This is a genomic window from Vibrio lamellibrachiae (assembly GCF_050337265.1).
GTDB lineage: Bacteria > Pseudomonadota > Gammaproteobacteria > Enterobacterales > Vibrionaceae > Vibrio > Vibrio kyushuensis.
Genome location: NZ_JAKJSU010000007.1, coordinates 174,072 through 189,692, shown reverse-complemented (window position 1 = coordinate 189,692; position 15,621 = coordinate 174,072). Strand labels below are relative to the sequence as shown.

The window sequence follows — 15,621 nt, the reverse complement described above, 5'->3', positions numbered from 1 at the left end:
TTTAGTTTGCATATATACTTCAAAAATACCGAATTAATAAGTTGAACCGTAGCTAGCGCTAGGGTGCTTAAATAAGAAAGTTATTATAGTTAGAGGTGATGTATGGTTTTTTCCATTCCTTTGGAAGCACTGTTTGGTGGTATGTTGTTAGGGCTATCAGCATCGATATTGATGTTGTTTAGCGGGAAAATTGCAGGCATTAGCGGCATAGTTGGTGGACTGTTGTCCTTAAAAAAACATGATTCAAGTTGGAGAGCAGCTTTTGTCGTAGGGATGATTTTCAGTGCATATATAGTAGCTCCGTTTGATTTCCAACTTCCAGATGTATCAGGCAATAATTTAGTAACGATTGCTATAGCGGGTGTCTTAGTCGGTTTTGGGACTCGAATAGCGAATGGATGTACAAGTGGACACGGTATTATAGGAATGGGGAGATTCTCCATGCGTTCTATCGTTGCTACTGTAACATTTATGGCTACGGCGATTTCTGTTGTAATGTTTAAACGAATGATGGGGTGGATGTAATGAATCTATCAAATATCGTTGTGGGCCTTATTTCTGGAGCGTTATTTGGCTCTGGGATGATTGTATCAGGCATGGCTGACCCTGAAGTAGTCTTGGCCTTTTTAGATGTAACTGGTCAATGGAATCCAAGTTTAATCTTTGTTATGGGTGGTGCGCTTATGGTGTTCACACCGTTTTACCATTTAGTGATAAAAAAGCGGACAGCAGCAATTGATGGCGCTAAATTTAATTGGCCAGTAAAACCTAAAATAGATTCTACATTGCTTACTGGTTCAGTCATATTTGGGTTAGGTTGGGGAATTGCCGGAATCTGCCCTGGTCCCGCAGTAAGCAGTATTTCAGGTGGTTCAAATGTGATTCTTGTTTTTGTATTGAGCATGTTTGTGGGCATCACTTTGGCGAAACAATACTTATGTGGTCGATTGCCGTTACCGTTTGTTGGGGCGCGCAAGCAGAACGAATAGCTTTAGACTAGAAACAGTACTATTGGCTACTTGCGATAATGTATCTCGGATACAACAGGGCAGTGATCACTCAGGTGATATTTAATTAAGTCTTCTCTTTCGTAGAGTTGCTGTTTGGCAACAGTAAATGATAACGTTTTACTGATTACAACATGATCAATGACTGATCGATACTGAAAGGTTTCTTCGGGTTGTTTACGTGACTTTACTTTACAATCTGGCTTGGTTGCTGCACTTGCTAGTGCCGCCTGAGTATCGACGGTTAACTGTGCCCACATCCAGTCACTTGGGTAGCTAAGATTATGGTTAAAATCACCTAGAATTATATATGCTTCATTATCTAACTCTCGATCTCTAATCCAAAGGTTCAAACGCTTTGCTTGCGCTTTGAGCCGCCTACAACTCTTATTATTTCTATACTTCGCAATACATCCCGCTTTCAAATGTACTGATAGCATATGAATGGGTTGGGCAGTGTTAGGCCCGAGTACTATGTACGATGCGAAGCGGAGTTTACTTGTGGCTGTCGATTCCAAGCGTATACCTGGCATTGATGTAACAGCAAATTTTTTATGAACAGCGAATCCAGTGTATTGGTTTATGTCATGAAATTGATGCTGTTTGTTTTCTAGCAACGAACGGTCAGAAATCCAGATCGTATAGTCACTCCCGACGACGCCTTTAATCACATCAATATCATTGACTTCTTGGAAGCCTAAAACATCGGCGCCTAGCATTGAATAATAGTGGGCAATTTTTTTGTAATCATCTGAGGATCGAAATGATGAAGAAATATTAGGACTTGGGTGCGAGGTTAACCATTCAATGTTCCAGCTCGCAATTTTTAATGGTTTTTCAGCTTGAATAGAAAACGATAGAAAAATCGCTGCAGTGATGAATATTCGAAGTAGATGGTTAAGATACATACAATAGTTACTGTGAATCCAATCAGAGCCTTTATTCTACCAGTGTTATAAAAAAATCAAGTGTGATTTTCATAAAACATACTTATTTCATCGTTTCTTTTCTAAGTGAGAAGTGAGGAGAAAAGATCGAATTGATCTTGAACAGGCATCACGTTTTCTTGATCCAAATCAATACTCTCGCGTTGTGCTTTTTGTTAAATACACCACAATATATAGTGTCAGTCGGTCAAATAATCACCCTATATAGTGTGTTTGTGGATAAGTCTGTGGGTATGCTTAGGGTAAGGGGAAATAGTGAAACCAATCGTAATCAAACGTGACGGCTCAAGAGCTCCGTTCAGTAGGGATCGTATTCAAGCAGCAGTGGAAAGTGCGGCGGAAAACGTGGATAAAGAAATTGCTATTTACGCACTGAATGTTGCGTTAGCGGTTGAGCTGAAGCTGAAAGATCACGATGAAGTCCATATCTCAGAAATTCAAACTCTTGTTGAAAATGAACTCATGCAAGGGCCATTTAAGTCTTTAGCTCGTGGCTATATTGAATATCGCCATGACCGCGATATTGCACGAGAAAAACAGAGTACATTAACTCGTGAGATAGAAGGTCTTATTGAAGAGAGCAATGTTGATCTAATCAATGAAAATGCTAATAAAGACGGAAAAGTTATCCCGACTCAACGCGACTTATTAGCAGGTATTGTTGCAAAACACTACGCAAAAACACATATATTACCACGTGATATTGTTCAAGCTCATGAAGAAGGTGACATCCACTATCATGACTTAGACTACGCGCCATTTTTCCCAATGTTTAACTGTATGCTTATCGATCTTAAAGGCATGTTGACTCATGGTTTTAAAATGGGTAACGCTGAGATTGATACGCCAAAATCAATCTCTACAGCAACCGCTGTAACTGCACAGATCATCGCTCAAGTTGCTAGCCACATCTACGGTGGAACAACCATTAACCGTATTGATGAAGTGCTGGAACCTTATGTTAAAGCAAGCTACGAGAAGCATCTAGAAATTGCTAAAGAGTGGGATATTCGTGAACCTGAAGCATTTGCTAATACACGTACTGAAAAAGAGTGTTATGACGCATTCCAGTCACTTGAGTACGAAGTAAATACGCTCCATACAGCAAACGGGCAAACGCCATTTGTTACTTTTGGTTTTGGTCTTGGTACAAGTTGGGCATCACGTTTAATTCAGCAATCTATCTTGAAAAATCGCATTGCAGGCCTTGGTAAAAATGCCAAAACAGCCGTATTCCCAAAACTGGTTTTTGCAATTAAAGATGGCCTGAACCATACATCTGATAACCCAAACTACGATATTAAACAGTTGGCTCTTGAGTGCGCATCAAAACGCATGTACCCAGATATCTTGAATTACGACAAAGTGGTTGAAGTAACGGGGTCATTTAAAACACCAATGGGCTGTCGTAGCTTCCTAGGCACTTACGAGGAAAATGGCGAACTAATACACGAAGGCCGCAACAACTTAGGTGTTGTTAGCCTAAATCTTCCCCGTATCGCGTTAAAAGCGAATGGTTCTATCGAGACTTTCTATGAACTACTTGATGAGAAATTAAAACTTGCTCGTCGAGCGTTAGAAACTCGTATTAGCCGTTTAGAGAACGTTAAAGCTCGCGTTGCGCCAATCCTATATATGGAAGGTGCATGTGGTGTTCGTTTAAAAGCGGATGAATCCATTGCTGATATTTTCAAAAATGGCCGTGCTTCAATTTCGTTAGGCTACATCGGTATTCATGAGATGATCACAGCTCTTCACGGAGCGGACAGCCATATCTATGATAGCGAGGAGCTTCGCTTACAAGCACTAGAGATCGTTAGCTACCTTAAGGATCAAGTGAATCAATGGACGGAAGAGACGGGTTACGCATTTAGCTTGTACGCAACGCCAAGTGAGAATCTATGTAGCCGTTTCTGTCGTATTGACACTAAAGAGTTCGGCGTTATCGAAGGTGTCACTGATCGTGGTTACTACACAAACAGCTTCCATTTAGATGTTCAAAAGAAAGTAAACCCATACGATAAGATTGACTTCGAATTATCTTATCCGCATATCTCTTCTGGTGGTTTTATCTGCTATGGCGAATTTCCGAACATGCAGAATAACATTGAAGCATTAGAGAACGTTTGGGATTACAGCTACAGCCGCGTGCCATATTATGGAACTAACACACCGATAGATGAGTGTTATGAATGTGGCTTCAATGGTGAGTTTGACTGTACAAGTAAGGGTTTTACCTGCCCGAAATGTGGCAATCATGACTCGACAAAAGTGTCGGTGACCCGCCGTGTATGTGGCTACTTAGGCTCGCCTGATGCACGCCCATTTAACTTCGGTAAACAAGAAGAAGTTAAGCGTCGCGTTAAGCACCTATAGAGAAGCAGCTACAGCTCTTGTTTTGAGGTAACAGCTCCTGTCATTAGAACAGCGTTCTTACCCTAAGATATAGTAAGAAGCCGTGCTATCAATAGCGCGGCTTTTAATTTAGCAATCGGTATCTTTGAAATGAATTATCACCAGTATCACCCCATTGATGTTATTAACGGACCAGGTACACGATGCACGCTGTTTGTCTCTGGTTGTATACACCAGTGCAAAGGGTGCTATAACCAATCGACTCAACGTCTCGACTCTGGTCATCTATTTACCCAAGAACTTGCTGATAAGATCATTGCAGATCTAACCGATAGCCGGATTAAGCGCAGAGGATTGTCACTCTCTGGTGGTGACCCAATGCACCCTGCGAATGTCTCTGAAATACTAAAGCTAGTGAAAAGAGTTAAAAACGAGTGCCCAGATAAAGACATTTGGTTATGGACCGGTTACGAACTTGATGAGTTGAACACTGAACAAAAAGAAATTTTGCCTTATATTGATACGCTTATCGATGGCAAATTTGAACAAGACAAATATGACCCGAGTCTTAAGTGGCGCGGTAGTGAAAACCAAATAATTCACACCTTTAACGAGTTTTAGACAAACAATTATCAATAACTTAGCGATGTATCTTTGCTACATTTGAAAAAGCACAAAATATCGATTTAACAAAGCATTAAAATATCGCTTCGATTTTTATGAATCTAATGTTACCGTGATGTCATTACTTGAATTTCAAAGGGTTGTGACTTTCATGTTCTCACACTTATCTGAACCAACACTAGATCCTATCCTCTCTTTATCCATTGCTTACCGTCAAGATGTACGTCCTGACAAAGTTGATCTCGGCATTGGCGTTTATCGCAACAGTCAGGGACAAACCCCAATTATGACTGCGATTAAACAAGCACAAGATATTGTTGTCGACACTCAAAAAACCAAAGCTTATGTTGGTTTAGCGGGCTGCGAAGAATTTAATCAATCTATGACTAAATTATTGCTCTCTGGTACCTCTGCAATGGACAGAGTAGCCACTATTCAAACACCTGGAGCGAGTGGGGCGCTTAGAATGTTGGGCGACTTAATGAAGCTTGCTCAACCAGACTCTACGATATGGATCTCGAATCCTAGCTATGTTAACCATAAACCAGTTATGGAAGCTGCTGGCTTAAAAGTGAAACACTACAGCTACTTTAGCTATGAGACCAAACAGGTTGATAGCGAAAAAATGCTTAAAGAACTTGCGCAAGCTGGTCCAAATGATGTAGTGCTTCTTCATGGGTGCTGTCATAACCCAACAGGGGCAGACATTGACTTTGCTGCTTGGCAAGCGATTACCGAATTGTCACAAAAAAATGGTTTTATTCCCTTTGTCGACATCGCTTATCAAGGCTTTGGTGATGGCTTAGAAGAAGACGCCAAAGGCATGCGCTATATGGCGGATAACGTTGACGAGATGCTGATTACCACATCTTGTTCAAAGAATTTTGGTTTATACCGAGAACGTACTGGTGCTGCAATTGTTGTTGGTAAATCAGTTAACGATGTGACTAATGCTAAAGGCAAGTTACTTACTCTTGCTCGTTCAACTTATACAATGCCACCTGATCATGGCGCTGCGTTAGTTAAAACTATTTTAAATGATGAGAAACTAACTGAAACTTGGAAATCTGAGCTGAGTCAAATGCAGCAAAGGTTGTTAAGCCTAAGAAATAGCCTATGTAATGAATTTAGAACAGTACATGGTACTGATGAATTTAACTTTATTGAACATCATAAAGGCATGTTTACGGTATTAGGTTTTAGTAGTGAACAGATGACGACGCTTAGAGAGAAGTATGGCATCTATGGCGTGGGCGATGGTCGAATTAATATAGCAGGGCTTTCTGAAACCCACATCGCTTACGTAGCAAACGCTATTGCTCAAGTTTCACGATAATATTAACAAGGTAGTGATATGAACAAACAAAAAAACCTCATATTAATGGTTATGTTGAGCCTCGGATTGACGGCTTGTTCAACGACTAGCAAAGTTGATCAAGAAACGATACCTGAGCCAGTGAATCCTATTGAAAAACCTGAGGTTGATTCTGAGCCCGTTGAGCCAGAAGTGAAACCTGAGCAGCTGCCGGAAGTAGAACCAGAAGTTAAGCCAGATCCAGTTCCCGAAGATAAACCCGTTGAAAAGCCGAAGCCTCAGCCGAAGAAAACGGAAGATGGCAAGTTGATACTTGGCGATCAAGAGTGGGTTTACATTCCGGGCATGAAACAAAGCTTTAAAGCACGAGTCGATACTGGTGCTACAACATCTTCAGTTAGTGCACAAGATATCGTTCAATTTGAGCGAGATGGCAAAGACTGGGTTAAATTCAAAATGGATATGGGCGATACACTTAGTAAAGAAATTGCGCTACCTATCCAACGTTGGGTTAAGATCCGTCAATCTAATAGTGAAGAATCAGAGAAGCGCCCAGTGGTTGTAGCATGGGTTCAAGTTGGTGACTTAAAAGAGAAAACAGAATTTACTTTGTCGGACCGCAATCATATGAAGTTTTCAATCCTTCTTGGTCGTAGCTTCTTTAAAGATGTGGCTATTGTAGATGTAAGTAAAAAGTTTGTTCAAGACAAGCACAAATAATCGTTATAAATAAAAAGAGCCGCTCATGTTTTTGCTAACGTGAGCGGCTCTTTTGTTTTAGGCAGCATATCCCAAATGTTCCTAGGCGTTTATTTCTCGATAGGAAGGTCAGGTCTTTGCCCCCACTCAGTCCATGAGCCGTCATAAACTGAAAGGTTTTCATAACCACAGACCTTACTTGCTAGAAGGACAATGCAAGCCGTCACCCCAGAGCCACAGCTGAATATGTAATGATCTTTGGATGGCTCAATAGATTGGTCTAGAATCGATTTGAGTTGTTCGACAGGCTTTAACTTGTGGCCATTCATCAGCTCTGAAAATGGCTGACAGACTGACTTAGGGATATGCCCACTTCTGATACCAACTCTTGGCTCTTCTGTTTTAGCATTGAAACGAGCTAATCCTCGAGCATCTACAGTTAAACTTGAGTCGTCTTCTATCTTATCAAGCACTTGTTGAGCGGATAAGAAATAGTTTGTGTTGAGTACTCCATTAAAATTTCCTTTCTGTTTTTGAGTGGCATAGGTTTGCGCTACTTCAAACCCAGAGTTCTTCCATTCAGTTAACCCGCCATCGAGTATGAACACGTCTTTATGTCCCATAGCCTTTAACATAAACCATGCGCGTGGAGAGGCGAAAGTACCGCTGTTGTCATAAACAATGATCACTGACTCGTTGTTTAAGCCGATTTTTTGAGCCATCTCATTGAAGCGAGTTTCGTTAGGCATCATGTGTGGGAGCGAATTCTCTAGGTCACTAAAATTTGAGTTGTAATCGAAACGGACGGCATTTGGGATTATATTTTGTTTGTCCTTTTCTGTTTCACTCGGAATTTGGAAATCAATACTTGCATCTAAGATGACTAAGTTTGGGTTAGAAGCTTGTTCATGAAGCCATTGTGGCGATACTAGAGGTGTCATTACGTTTCCTTGTATTGATGTTTTATTGTTTAGGTATAGACAGGTTAGACCAAATACTCTGTGTATAAACTAAATAACCTTAGCAGGATATAAATTGAAAGCTAGTGGCTTTGCTAGCATCATGATTATTGGCTTTAAGCTTGACTGAATGGCCGACATCGCACTCTTTGGTAGTGGGAATAGAAACTCTTACAATACCAGAATTAGGTACTTCAACGATAAGGTACTGTCTGTGCCCATCGAGAGATTGAGTTATAGAGTGATCTATAATGATCCCTACTACTTCAGCTTCATTAGTGTCACTGTGTATCAATTGGAGTAGGAGCAGAAGCAGAAGCGATAGGATAGATGCTACAAATACGGATAAGTAAACTTTAGGGTTATTCATCTGTTGAATCTGACTATTTCCCAAACAATTAAGTGAGAGACAGTTTAGCCTGTCTCTCACCTCAATACTTGAACCTTGCTACCAAATCCACTGATTTTGCGCTGTTGTAAATTGATGTTGAATCGGGTCGCTTCCGTCGTAAAACCAGATTTCAGCTAATACTGATGACTGTGAATCACTGATACAAAATTCCAGCGAAGCTGTACCGTTATCTAACGACGTAGAGGTAATACGGCTATTGAAATCAGGTTTGTAGCTACCATCTTGATTCTCGGTGAATTGACCATATACGGATATATAGGCACGCTGGCTTGAGTATGCACTAATGTCCACATCAAAATGATGGCCCATTACCGGGTTATAGCTAAAGTCATCAGGAACAACGAGATCTTGCATTGTTCTAGCGACAACAGCACTTTCTGCCGAAGACTCCTCAATGATCGTGCTCGTACTTCCTGTCGAACCAGAGCCAGAGCCGCTGCCTCCTGTTGATGATGAGCTACCTCCTCCTTCACCACCACCGCCTCCACCACAGGCAGTAAGAGCAAATACGATTGATAATGCAGTCCATTTAATATTCATTGTCCTTACTCCTCTGGAAGATAAAATTGGTTAGAAGACGCGTTATCCTCGGAATGCCAGTCTTGACTATTTTGCCCTGCAGATTCAGCGTAAGTGGCAAACTCTGGGTAGGCGGTAACGAGATCTACTCGCTCTTGGGGCCACATCCATTCACTAGTGACTAATAGTGCCCAAGGAAGGTTATTAGCGGTTTTGTAGTAACGGTTTTCACTAGGGTTACTGGTGTCGACGCCTCGTCCAAATAGTGACTCATCAAATTGTTCTGTTGGCGCTTGATCTGCAGCGTGCACTTCCCATTTTCTACCAGGCTGAAAAGTTATCCCATCGCCATGATAATAGTCTGGAGAAGCAAAGATGAAAGGGTCGTAAGGCATAGCCATTAATCCTGACGTATCAGCAGCACCGGTCGTTGAAATATCAAGCTTAAATGAAGTGTTCAATGCTTCTTGGCAGTTTTGACGCGTTCTAAAGTACTCACAGGTATCCGATAATACGTTAGACATATTGTCTGATATGATAAAAATAGCTTCTTCAGAAATGGCTTCCAATCCATTAGCCGGTTGTAAGTACCCGTTGATAGTCATAGTGGTAAGAGCGTCGTCAATATCTGTGCGATTGAGTCCAGCAAGCCTAATAGCAAAGCCATTGTGGTAACCCGCACCGTAAGCTGCGACATAGCCTTCGATAATTGAGCGTGAAACCTTACCGTCTTGAAGTGTTTCAGTGACGCGGTAACGAATAACCAGATCATTCATATCGTAATCAGTCGTATATGGCCAGTTATCTTCAAACGCAGCTGTAACGAATCCAGATTCACTTGGGTAGTGGCGAATAGCAACACCGTCTTTTGTAATCAATACTGGGTGATCTTCCACTTCACCTTTTTGAGCGCCGCCGAAGTAATCGATTCCCGTTTGGTCACTAAAGCGGAAGCGACTCCATGTAGAACCCATGGTTACATCGTTGGGTACCGAAAGCATAAGGGAGTTGTTACCGGGTACCAGCAACGTATCTGAGAATACTTTTTCTCCTTCGTCTGTGAAGTCGCCATCTTTGTTCCAATCGATCCACGCAGAAAGATACCCATTTGTTGATGCTTGCACAGAAACAAGTGCTGTCATACCTGCTTCGATTGCGGTTACAAAGCCAACACCGTCTTCATCTTGTAACCCCGCTTTGTTGTCATCTAGTGGCGCTAATAAACCATCACCTTCGCCGTCAGGAGCAACAGATCCAAGATAGAATCCAGATCCGATACCGTGACGAGGGCCATTTGAATCTAGAAGCGTCAAGTAGCTATCCGGAGCATCACCAAAATCAATGGTTGAATCTTCATCGATAACAGGCGCATTAGCACATCGAGCACCATCGTTTTGTCCAGAGGCTGGGCCATAAGCAAAAATTTGAGCGGCTATGATGTCGTCATTAAGGTCATCAGGGTCTGATAGGTTGATACGGAAAACGTGGCCATCTGCATTACGTGAAATATAGTAATAGCCATCAACGTCAAAATAACCAGCACCGAATGTCCCGGTCTCTCCAATGTTACCAAGATAGGTTTCGCCACCGTTGGTTATATCGAATTCGTATAGTCCACCTGTAGAGTTATCGACACCATACAGTTTCCCATTTGCAGGGTGAAAGGCGAAATCAGTTAGTGAAACAGTGGCTGTGGTAGTAATAAGCTCAAGAGCTAGGGTTGCACTAGGGTTTGTGTCCAGTGGGTATAAATCAATCTTGAATAAACCCTGACCCTTACGATAGAAATAGAGAACGTGGTCATAAACATCCCCAACATAGAATGTATGATCAGGAAGCCCAGTGACGTTCAATGTTTCTGACTGGAAGTCTTTACCTAAGCGAACAACTTCTTTGTGTGTTGTGTCATAGCCGTAGATATACTTATCTTCGAAATCAAAGCCAACCGCATTTATATTCCCGGTTGTTCCTGTATTACCTTCAAGTAGGTTTGTTTCACCAGTAACTAGGTTGACGCCATACACCTGAACAGGCTTAGATTGAAATAAATACGCTTTACTAGGGCAGGTCTCAAAAGGGGCTGAATGAGCTGATAGCGAAATAAGAATTGCTACAAATAATAGGATAAGCCTACGCATGATGTTCTCCTTCCAATAAACGTTTTGTTGATTACCTACGTTATTACAAGGAATGTGCCACTTTTAACTCATTGATTTACATGGTGGTGAAGAGGGTGTTGGTGAAAAAGTAATGAAGAAAAATCAGATTGATTGTCATAATAAAAAACCGACAATATGTCGGTTTTCATTATGAGAATCATAGTAACTGCATCAGAAATGTCAGTTAAGACGCAAGAACCCGTTACAGTTAGGAGCAAACAGTGCAGTGTTGCATCTTAGATAATTTCATCTCTCGCCAACTCATGGTGAGTGCGTCTAAAATGAGAATCTTCCCTTCAAGTGGCGTTCCGTAGTTTGCAATGACTTTGATCGCTTCCATTGCTTGCACAGCGCCGACAATTCCAACAACAGGAGCCATCACTCCGGCCTCGACACAAGTGAGTGCGCTATTACCAAATAGTGAACTTAAACATTGGTAGCAAGGTTGATTCTCATTTTGATAAGTGAATACACTGACTTGGCCTTCCATGCGGATTGCAGCGCCAGAAATCAGCGGTATTTTATTGCGAAAGCATAGACGGTTAAGTTGATTACGAGTCTCTACATTGTCTGACGCATCAAGAACCAGCGTATGAGATGCAATTAATGATTCTAATTCACTGTCACCTAAACGATTCTCTATGGTCTCAACACAAAGGTGAGGATTTAGCTTGGTTAACGCAGCTTTTGCTGATTCGACTTTAGCGACACCTATATCGATATCAGTGTGAAGCACTTGCCTTTGAAGGTTAGATAACTCAACCTTATCATCATCAATTAGTGTTAACTTGCCTATTCCAGCTGTCGCCAAATATTGACTGGCTGCGCAGCCTAAGCCACCGGCACCTAGAATTAGAATCGAGCTTTGCTTCAATGCTTCTTGTCCCTCAAAATCAAACTGTTTAAGAATGATCTGTCGGTTGTAACGCAGCATTTCAGCGTCAGATAAAATATCCAAACCTAATTCCTAGTAAAGTGTTGAGTTAAATAGCTGAATCTGAACTGTCTCACCAACTTCAACTCGGCCTCGATCTCGCTCTAATACCACAAAGCAGTTGGATAAACTCATGGAGCGGAAAGCACCAGAACTTTGGTTTCCTGTTGTTTCAACAACGAATTGGCCATTTTCAATACTGTAAATGCCACGTTGGTAATCGGTACGCCCCGGGCCTTTCTTAAAGGCTGTTTTGGTGACAGCAGGGATTGATTCTTGCTCTTTCCATTGGGTGTGCCCTGAGAGTTTTGCTAACATAGGTTGCACCAGCACATACATAGTTAGCATGGCTGAAACGGGGTTTCCTGGCAGGCCACAGAACCATGCTGTGTCTAGAGCACCAAATGCAAAGGGTTTGCCTGGTTTAATCGCAAGTTTCCAAAAGCCGATTTCACCAATTTCTTCCAAGATATCCTTGGTATAATCTGCTTCTCCAACACTTACACCGCCTGATGTTACAACGACGTCTGCCAATGTTTGAGCTTTTTCAAATGTCGCTTTTAACGTCTCTTGGCAATCAGGAATGATGCCTAGATCGATGGCTTCACAACCAAAATTCTCAATAAGAGGCTTAATACCGTAACGGTTACTATCGTAGATTTGACCATCAGCGAGCGGTTCGCCTAGTGATTTAAGCTCATCACCAGTCGAGAAGAAGGCAACTTTTGGTTTGCGTACGACGACAATGTGGCTCACACCTAGTGAGGCAATCATAGGGATGTCTCTAGGAGTTAGGCGAGCACCTTGTTCAAGTACGATATCACCTTGACGAATATCATCACCAAGAGGACGAATATTGTTTTGTGAAGCGATTTTCTCTTGTTTAATGACGATTCCGTCATCTGTTGCTTCGGTATTTTCTTGCATAACGACAGCATCACAGCCTTGTGGGATTTTAGCCCCTGTCATTATGCGAATGCAGGTTTTCTCAGGCCAATCACCTTCAAAAGGGAGGCCCGCAAAAGATTTACCGGCTAGTGGTAGAACGTTTGTTGTTTCTAAATCTGCTAAACGAAGGGCATATCCATCCATTGCTGAATTATCAAAAGGCGGAACAAAAATTGGCGAAAGAACATCTTCCGCAAGAACGTAACCCAGTGCATCAGCAAGAGGGAGTCGTTGTGTTGTTTGGATTGGTTTAATGCGGGAAAGCATTTTGTCCATGGCATCTTCAAGAGGCATTAAGCCCGGTGCGTCACAGCAGCCCATCTAGTTATCCTATTATCTTATTATTTGTGTTCGACTTTATCATATAATTATCAGTAGCAATAACGGCTAGAGACAATTATGAGTAGTCATTATTTCCAATTACGGGTATTCTTGCTGCCATCCAAAAGGGGTAATTCAAGAGGAATGAGAATGTCAGCTCTTAGCGAATCCGCAAAGTTAGTAAAAGATGCGCTAGAAAGCCGTGGTTTAGAAACGCCAATGCGTCCGAACCAGGTTAGTCGTGAAGATAAAAAAGAGAAGATTGAGCACCACATGCGTGAAATCTTAACGCTTCTCGAACTCGATTTAACTGACGACAGTCTCGAAGAAACACCACATCGCATCGCTAAGATGTATGTTGACGAAGTTTTTTCTGGCCTTGATTACGCAAACTTCCCTAAGATCACTGTTATTGAAAATAAGATGAATGTCAGTGAAATGGTGCGCGTGAAAGATATCACGGTGACCAGCACTTGTGAGCATCACCTTGTTACTATCGATGGCAAGGCAGCCGTTGCTTACATTCCTCGAGGAAAGATCATCGGGCTATCTAAGATCAATCGAATTGTTCGCTTCTTTGCTCAGCGCCCACAAGTTCAAGAGCGTATGACACAGCAAATCTTAGTTGCACTACAAACGCTACTAGAGTCCGAAGATGTGGCAGTAACGATGGATGCGGTTCACTACTGCGTTAAATCTCGAGGTGTGATGGATGCAACCAGTGAAACGACGACAACCGCATTAGGCGGGATATTTAAGTCTATCCCCGCCACTCGCCATGAATTTTTACATGGGTTGAGATAATCACGATTACGAATTAAAAACGCCTCTTTATTAGAGGCGTTTTGCTTTTTATTGTTAGAACAACCTCTCATCACTTATACGCTCGATGTTCAGTAGTTTTACGATATTATTGCTTTATTCTTTAAATGAATGACGAGTAGGGTAAAATAGTCGGGCAAATTTTCTATAAATAGGCATAATACGCCTCCTTATTAAGAGCCTTAAAGGACATTACCGTGACAACAACTTCTTTTTCGACCCTGTCGTTAAAACCTGAACTACTGCAAACATTGGACGCTCTTGGTTATACCGAGATGACGCCTATTCAACAGCAGAGCTTACCGAGTGTTTTAGCGGGCAAAGATGTTATTGCTCAAGGTAAGACAGGCTCAGGTAAAACTGCTGCATTCTCTTTGGGTTTATTAAGCAACCTAAACGTTAAACGCTTTCGTGTTCAATCTTTAGTTCTATGCCCAACTCGTGAGCTTGCAGACCAAGTAGCGAAAGAGATCCGTACTCTTGCTCGTGGCATTCATAACATTAAAGTATTGACTCTTTGTGGCGGTATGCCAATGGGGCCACAGATTGGCTCACTAGAGCACGGTGCGCATATATTAGTGGGCACACCGGGACGCATCCTAGATCATATGTCTCGCGATCGTATCTGTTTAGATGAGCTAAACACGCTTGTTCTTGATGAAGCTGACCGCATGATGGACATGGGTTTCCAAGACGCTCTTGATGCAATCATCGATCAAGCACCAAAGCAGCGTCAAACATTATTGTTTAGTGCCACTTTCCCGAAAGAGATTAAGACCGTTGCCGCTCGTATCATGGATAAGCCAGAGATGGTTAAAGTGGAGTCGACGCATCAAACATCAACGATCAAGCAGCACTTCTATAAAGTGTCATGCCAAGAAGATCGCGATGATGCACTAGAGACTTTGCTACTGAATTTCCAACCAGAATCATCAGTGGTGTTCTGTAATACCAAGAAAGAAGTTCAAAACGTCAATGATGAGCTGCATCACCGTGGTTTTAGTGTTACGGAACTTCATGGCGACATGGAGCAGCGCGAACGCGATCAGGCTCTAACGATGTTTGCTAACAAGAGTATATCTATTCTTGTTGCAACAGATGTAGCGGCTCGTGGACTCGATGTTGATAACCTAGATGCCGTATTTAACTTTGAATTATCACGTGACCCAGAAGTTCATGTTCACCGTATTGGCCGTACCGGTCGTGCTGGTGAAAAGGGTAACGCATTTAGCTTCTTTAGCGATAAAGAAATGCAACGTGTTGCTTTGATTGATGAGTACATGGATATTGAAATTAAGCCTTCAGCTATACCAGAAAGAAGCAAGAAAGAGCCAATGGAAGCACCGATGAAGACGATTCAAATACTCGGTGGTAAGAAGGTGAAACTGCGTCCTGGTGATATTCTTGGTGCATTAACCAAGCAAGCAGGAATTGATGGTAAAAAAATCGGTAAGATAAATTCTTTAGCGATGGTGACGTACATTGCTGTTGAAAAGAGCGTGGTTAATGTTGCTTTAAAGCAGATTCAAAATGGCAAGATTAAAGGCCGTCAGTTTAAAGCGCGTATCATGAAGTAATCATTCCATACAGAATTTAAACA

At 41.9% G+C, this 15,621-nt stretch carries 15 protein-coding genes; 8 read left to right on the top strand and 7 right to left on the bottom strand.

Translation table 11 applies throughout. The features are described 5' to 3' along the window. The first annotated feature begins 102 nt into the window (after positions 1 to 102). On the top strand, positions 103 to 525 hold the full coding sequence (locus tag L4C54_RS12165) for a YeeE/YedE family protein (protein ID WP_428808405.1): 423 nt from the start codon (positions 103 to 105) through the stop codon (positions 523 to 525). Then, positions 525 to 989 carry a DUF6691 family protein gene (locus tag L4C54_RS12160; RefSeq protein ID WP_428808404.1) on the top strand — a complete coding sequence of 155 codons (465 nt, stop codon included), beginning with the start codon at positions 525 to 527 and terminating at the stop codon, positions 987 to 989. Before L4C54_RS12165 ends, L4C54_RS12160 begins: the two co-directional genes overlap by 1 nt. A gap of 26 nt (positions 990 to 1,015) precedes the next feature. Here the strand turns inward: L4C54_RS12160 and L4C54_RS12155 are convergent, their stop codons facing one another. Continuing rightward, the gene (locus tag L4C54_RS12155) at positions 1,016 to 1,915 is read right to left on the bottom strand and encodes an endonuclease/exonuclease/phosphatase family protein (RefSeq protein ID WP_428808403.1); all 900 of its coding nucleotides are present in this window, start codon (positions 1,913 to 1,915) and stop codon (positions 1,016 to 1,018) included. 294 nt (positions 1,916 to 2,209) lie between these two features. Between L4C54_RS12155 and nrdD the strand changes: the two genes are divergently transcribed. The 4 genes from nrdD to L4C54_RS12135 all read left to right on the top strand — a co-directional run bounded on the left by nrdD (position 2,210) and on the right by L4C54_RS12135 (position 6,968). Next, on the top strand, positions 2,210 to 4,330 hold the full coding sequence (gene nrdD / locus L4C54_RS12150) for an anaerobic ribonucleoside-triphosphate reductase (RefSeq protein WP_428808402.1): 2,121 nt from the start codon (positions 2,210 to 2,212) through the stop codon (positions 4,328 to 4,330). 129 nt (positions 4,331 to 4,459) lie between these two features. Then, on the top strand, positions 4,460 to 4,930 hold the full coding sequence (gene nrdG / locus L4C54_RS12145) for an anaerobic ribonucleoside-triphosphate reductase-activating protein (RefSeq protein WP_428808401.1): 471 nt from the start codon (positions 4,460 to 4,462) through the stop codon (positions 4,928 to 4,930). A 154-nt stretch (positions 4,931 to 5,084) separates the two neighbouring features. Further along, positions 5,085 to 6,269, top strand: coding sequence for an amino acid aminotransferase (locus L4C54_RS12140; RefSeq protein ID WP_428808400.1), 1,185 nt, complete (start codon positions 5,085 to 5,087; stop codon positions 6,267 to 6,269). Between the two features lie 18 nt (positions 6,270 to 6,287). Next, positions 6,288 to 6,968: a putative ATP-dependent zinc protease gene (locus L4C54_RS12135; protein ID WP_428808399.1), complete on the top strand. Its 681-nt coding sequence runs from the start codon at positions 6,288 to 6,290 to the stop codon at positions 6,966 to 6,968. A gap of 89 nt (positions 6,969 to 7,057) precedes the next feature. On the opposite strand, the gene L4C54_RS12130 is transcribed toward L4C54_RS12135, so the two are convergent. From L4C54_RS12130 to moeA, 6 genes are all read right to left on the bottom strand, one after another. Continuing rightward, complete coding sequence (locus tag L4C54_RS12130; protein WP_428808398.1) at positions 7,058 to 7,888, bottom strand: sulfurtransferase; 831 nt, start codon at positions 7,886 to 7,888, stop codon at positions 7,058 to 7,060. A gap of 79 nt (positions 7,889 to 7,967) precedes the next feature. After that, positions 7,968 to 8,276 carry a hypothetical protein gene (locus L4C54_RS12125; RefSeq protein ID WP_428808397.1) on the bottom strand — a complete coding sequence of 103 codons (309 nt, stop codon included), beginning with the start codon at positions 8,274 to 8,276 and terminating at the stop codon, positions 7,968 to 7,970. Between the two features lie 78 nt (positions 8,277 to 8,354). Further along, positions 8,355 to 8,858 (bottom strand): hypothetical protein, encoded by a 504-nt coding sequence (locus tag L4C54_RS12120; RefSeq protein WP_428808396.1) that lies wholly within the window; start codon positions 8,856 to 8,858, stop codon positions 8,355 to 8,357. Positions 8,859 to 8,863: 5 nt separating this feature from the next. Next, positions 8,864 to 10,975, bottom strand: coding sequence for an LruC domain-containing protein (locus L4C54_RS12115; protein WP_428808395.1), 2,112 nt, complete (start codon positions 10,973 to 10,975; stop codon positions 8,864 to 8,866). Between the two features lie 229 nt (positions 10,976 to 11,204). Continuing rightward, on the bottom strand, positions 11,205 to 11,954 hold the full coding sequence (gene moeB / locus L4C54_RS12110) for a molybdopterin-synthase adenylyltransferase MoeB (RefSeq protein ID WP_428808394.1): 750 nt from the start codon (positions 11,952 to 11,954) through the stop codon (positions 11,205 to 11,207). A 9-nt stretch (positions 11,955 to 11,963) separates the two neighbouring features. Continuing rightward, a complete protein-coding gene (gene moeA, locus L4C54_RS12105) occupies positions 11,964 to 13,199 on the bottom strand; it encodes a molybdopterin molybdotransferase MoeA (protein ID WP_428808393.1) in 1,236 nt (411 codons plus the stop codon). Positions 13,200 to 13,349: 150 nt separating this feature from the next. Here moeA and folE point away from each other — a divergent pair, with 150 nt between their 5' ends. Next, on the top strand, positions 13,350 to 14,003 hold the full coding sequence (gene folE / locus L4C54_RS12100; protein ID WP_428800358.1) for a GTP cyclohydrolase I FolE: 654 nt from the start codon (positions 13,350 to 13,352) through the stop codon (positions 14,001 to 14,003). Between the two features lie 215 nt (positions 14,004 to 14,218). Further along, positions 14,219 to 15,598 (top strand): ATP-dependent RNA helicase DbpA, encoded by a 1,380-nt coding sequence (gene dbpA / locus L4C54_RS12095; protein ID WP_428808392.1) that lies wholly within the window; start codon positions 14,219 to 14,221, stop codon positions 15,596 to 15,598. Positions 15,599 to 15,621: the final 23 nt, after the last annotated feature.

What these genes read in the sequence shown, in the direction of transcription:
- L4C54_RS12130 (WP_428808398.1), bottom strand. Translation starts at nt 7,888, where the DNA reads ATGACACCTCTAGTATCGCCACAATGGCTTCATGAACAAGCTTCTAAC.
- L4C54_RS12165 (WP_428808405.1), top strand. Translation starts at nt 103, where the DNA reads ATGGTTTTTTCCATTCCTTTGGAAGCACTGTTTGGTGGTATGTTGTTA.
- L4C54_RS12120 (WP_428808396.1), bottom strand. Translation starts at nt 8,858, where the DNA reads ATGAATATTAAATGGACTGCATTATCAATCGTATTTGCTCTTACTGCC.
- nrdG (WP_428808401.1), top strand. Translation starts at nt 4,460, where the DNA reads ATGAATTATCACCAGTATCACCCCATTGATGTTATTAACGGACCAGGT.
- moeA (WP_428808393.1), bottom strand. Translation starts at nt 13,199, where the DNA reads ATGGGCTGCTGTGACGCACCGGGCTTAATGCCTCTTGAAGATGCCATG.
- folE (WP_428800358.1), top strand. Translation starts at nt 13,350, where the DNA reads ATGTCAGCTCTTAGCGAATCCGCAAAGTTAGTAAAAGATGCGCTAGAA.
- L4C54_RS12155 (WP_428808403.1), bottom strand. Translation starts at nt 1,915, where the DNA reads ATGTATCTTAACCATCTACTTCGAATATTCATCACTGCAGCGATTTTT.
- L4C54_RS12125 (WP_428808397.1), bottom strand. Translation starts at nt 8,276, where the DNA reads ATGAATAACCCTAAAGTTTACTTATCCGTATTTGTAGCATCTATCCTA.
- L4C54_RS12115 (WP_428808395.1), bottom strand. Translation starts at nt 10,975, where the DNA reads ATGCGTAGGCTTATCCTATTATTTGTAGCAATTCTTATTTCGCTATCA.
- L4C54_RS12160 (WP_428808404.1), top strand. Translation starts at nt 525, where the DNA reads ATGAATCTATCAAATATCGTTGTGGGCCTTATTTCTGGAGCGTTATTT.
- L4C54_RS12135 (WP_428808399.1), top strand. Translation starts at nt 6,288, where the DNA reads ATGAACAAACAAAAAAACCTCATATTAATGGTTATGTTGAGCCTCGGA.
- L4C54_RS12140 (WP_428808400.1), top strand. Translation starts at nt 5,085, where the DNA reads ATGTTCTCACACTTATCTGAACCAACACTAGATCCTATCCTCTCTTTA.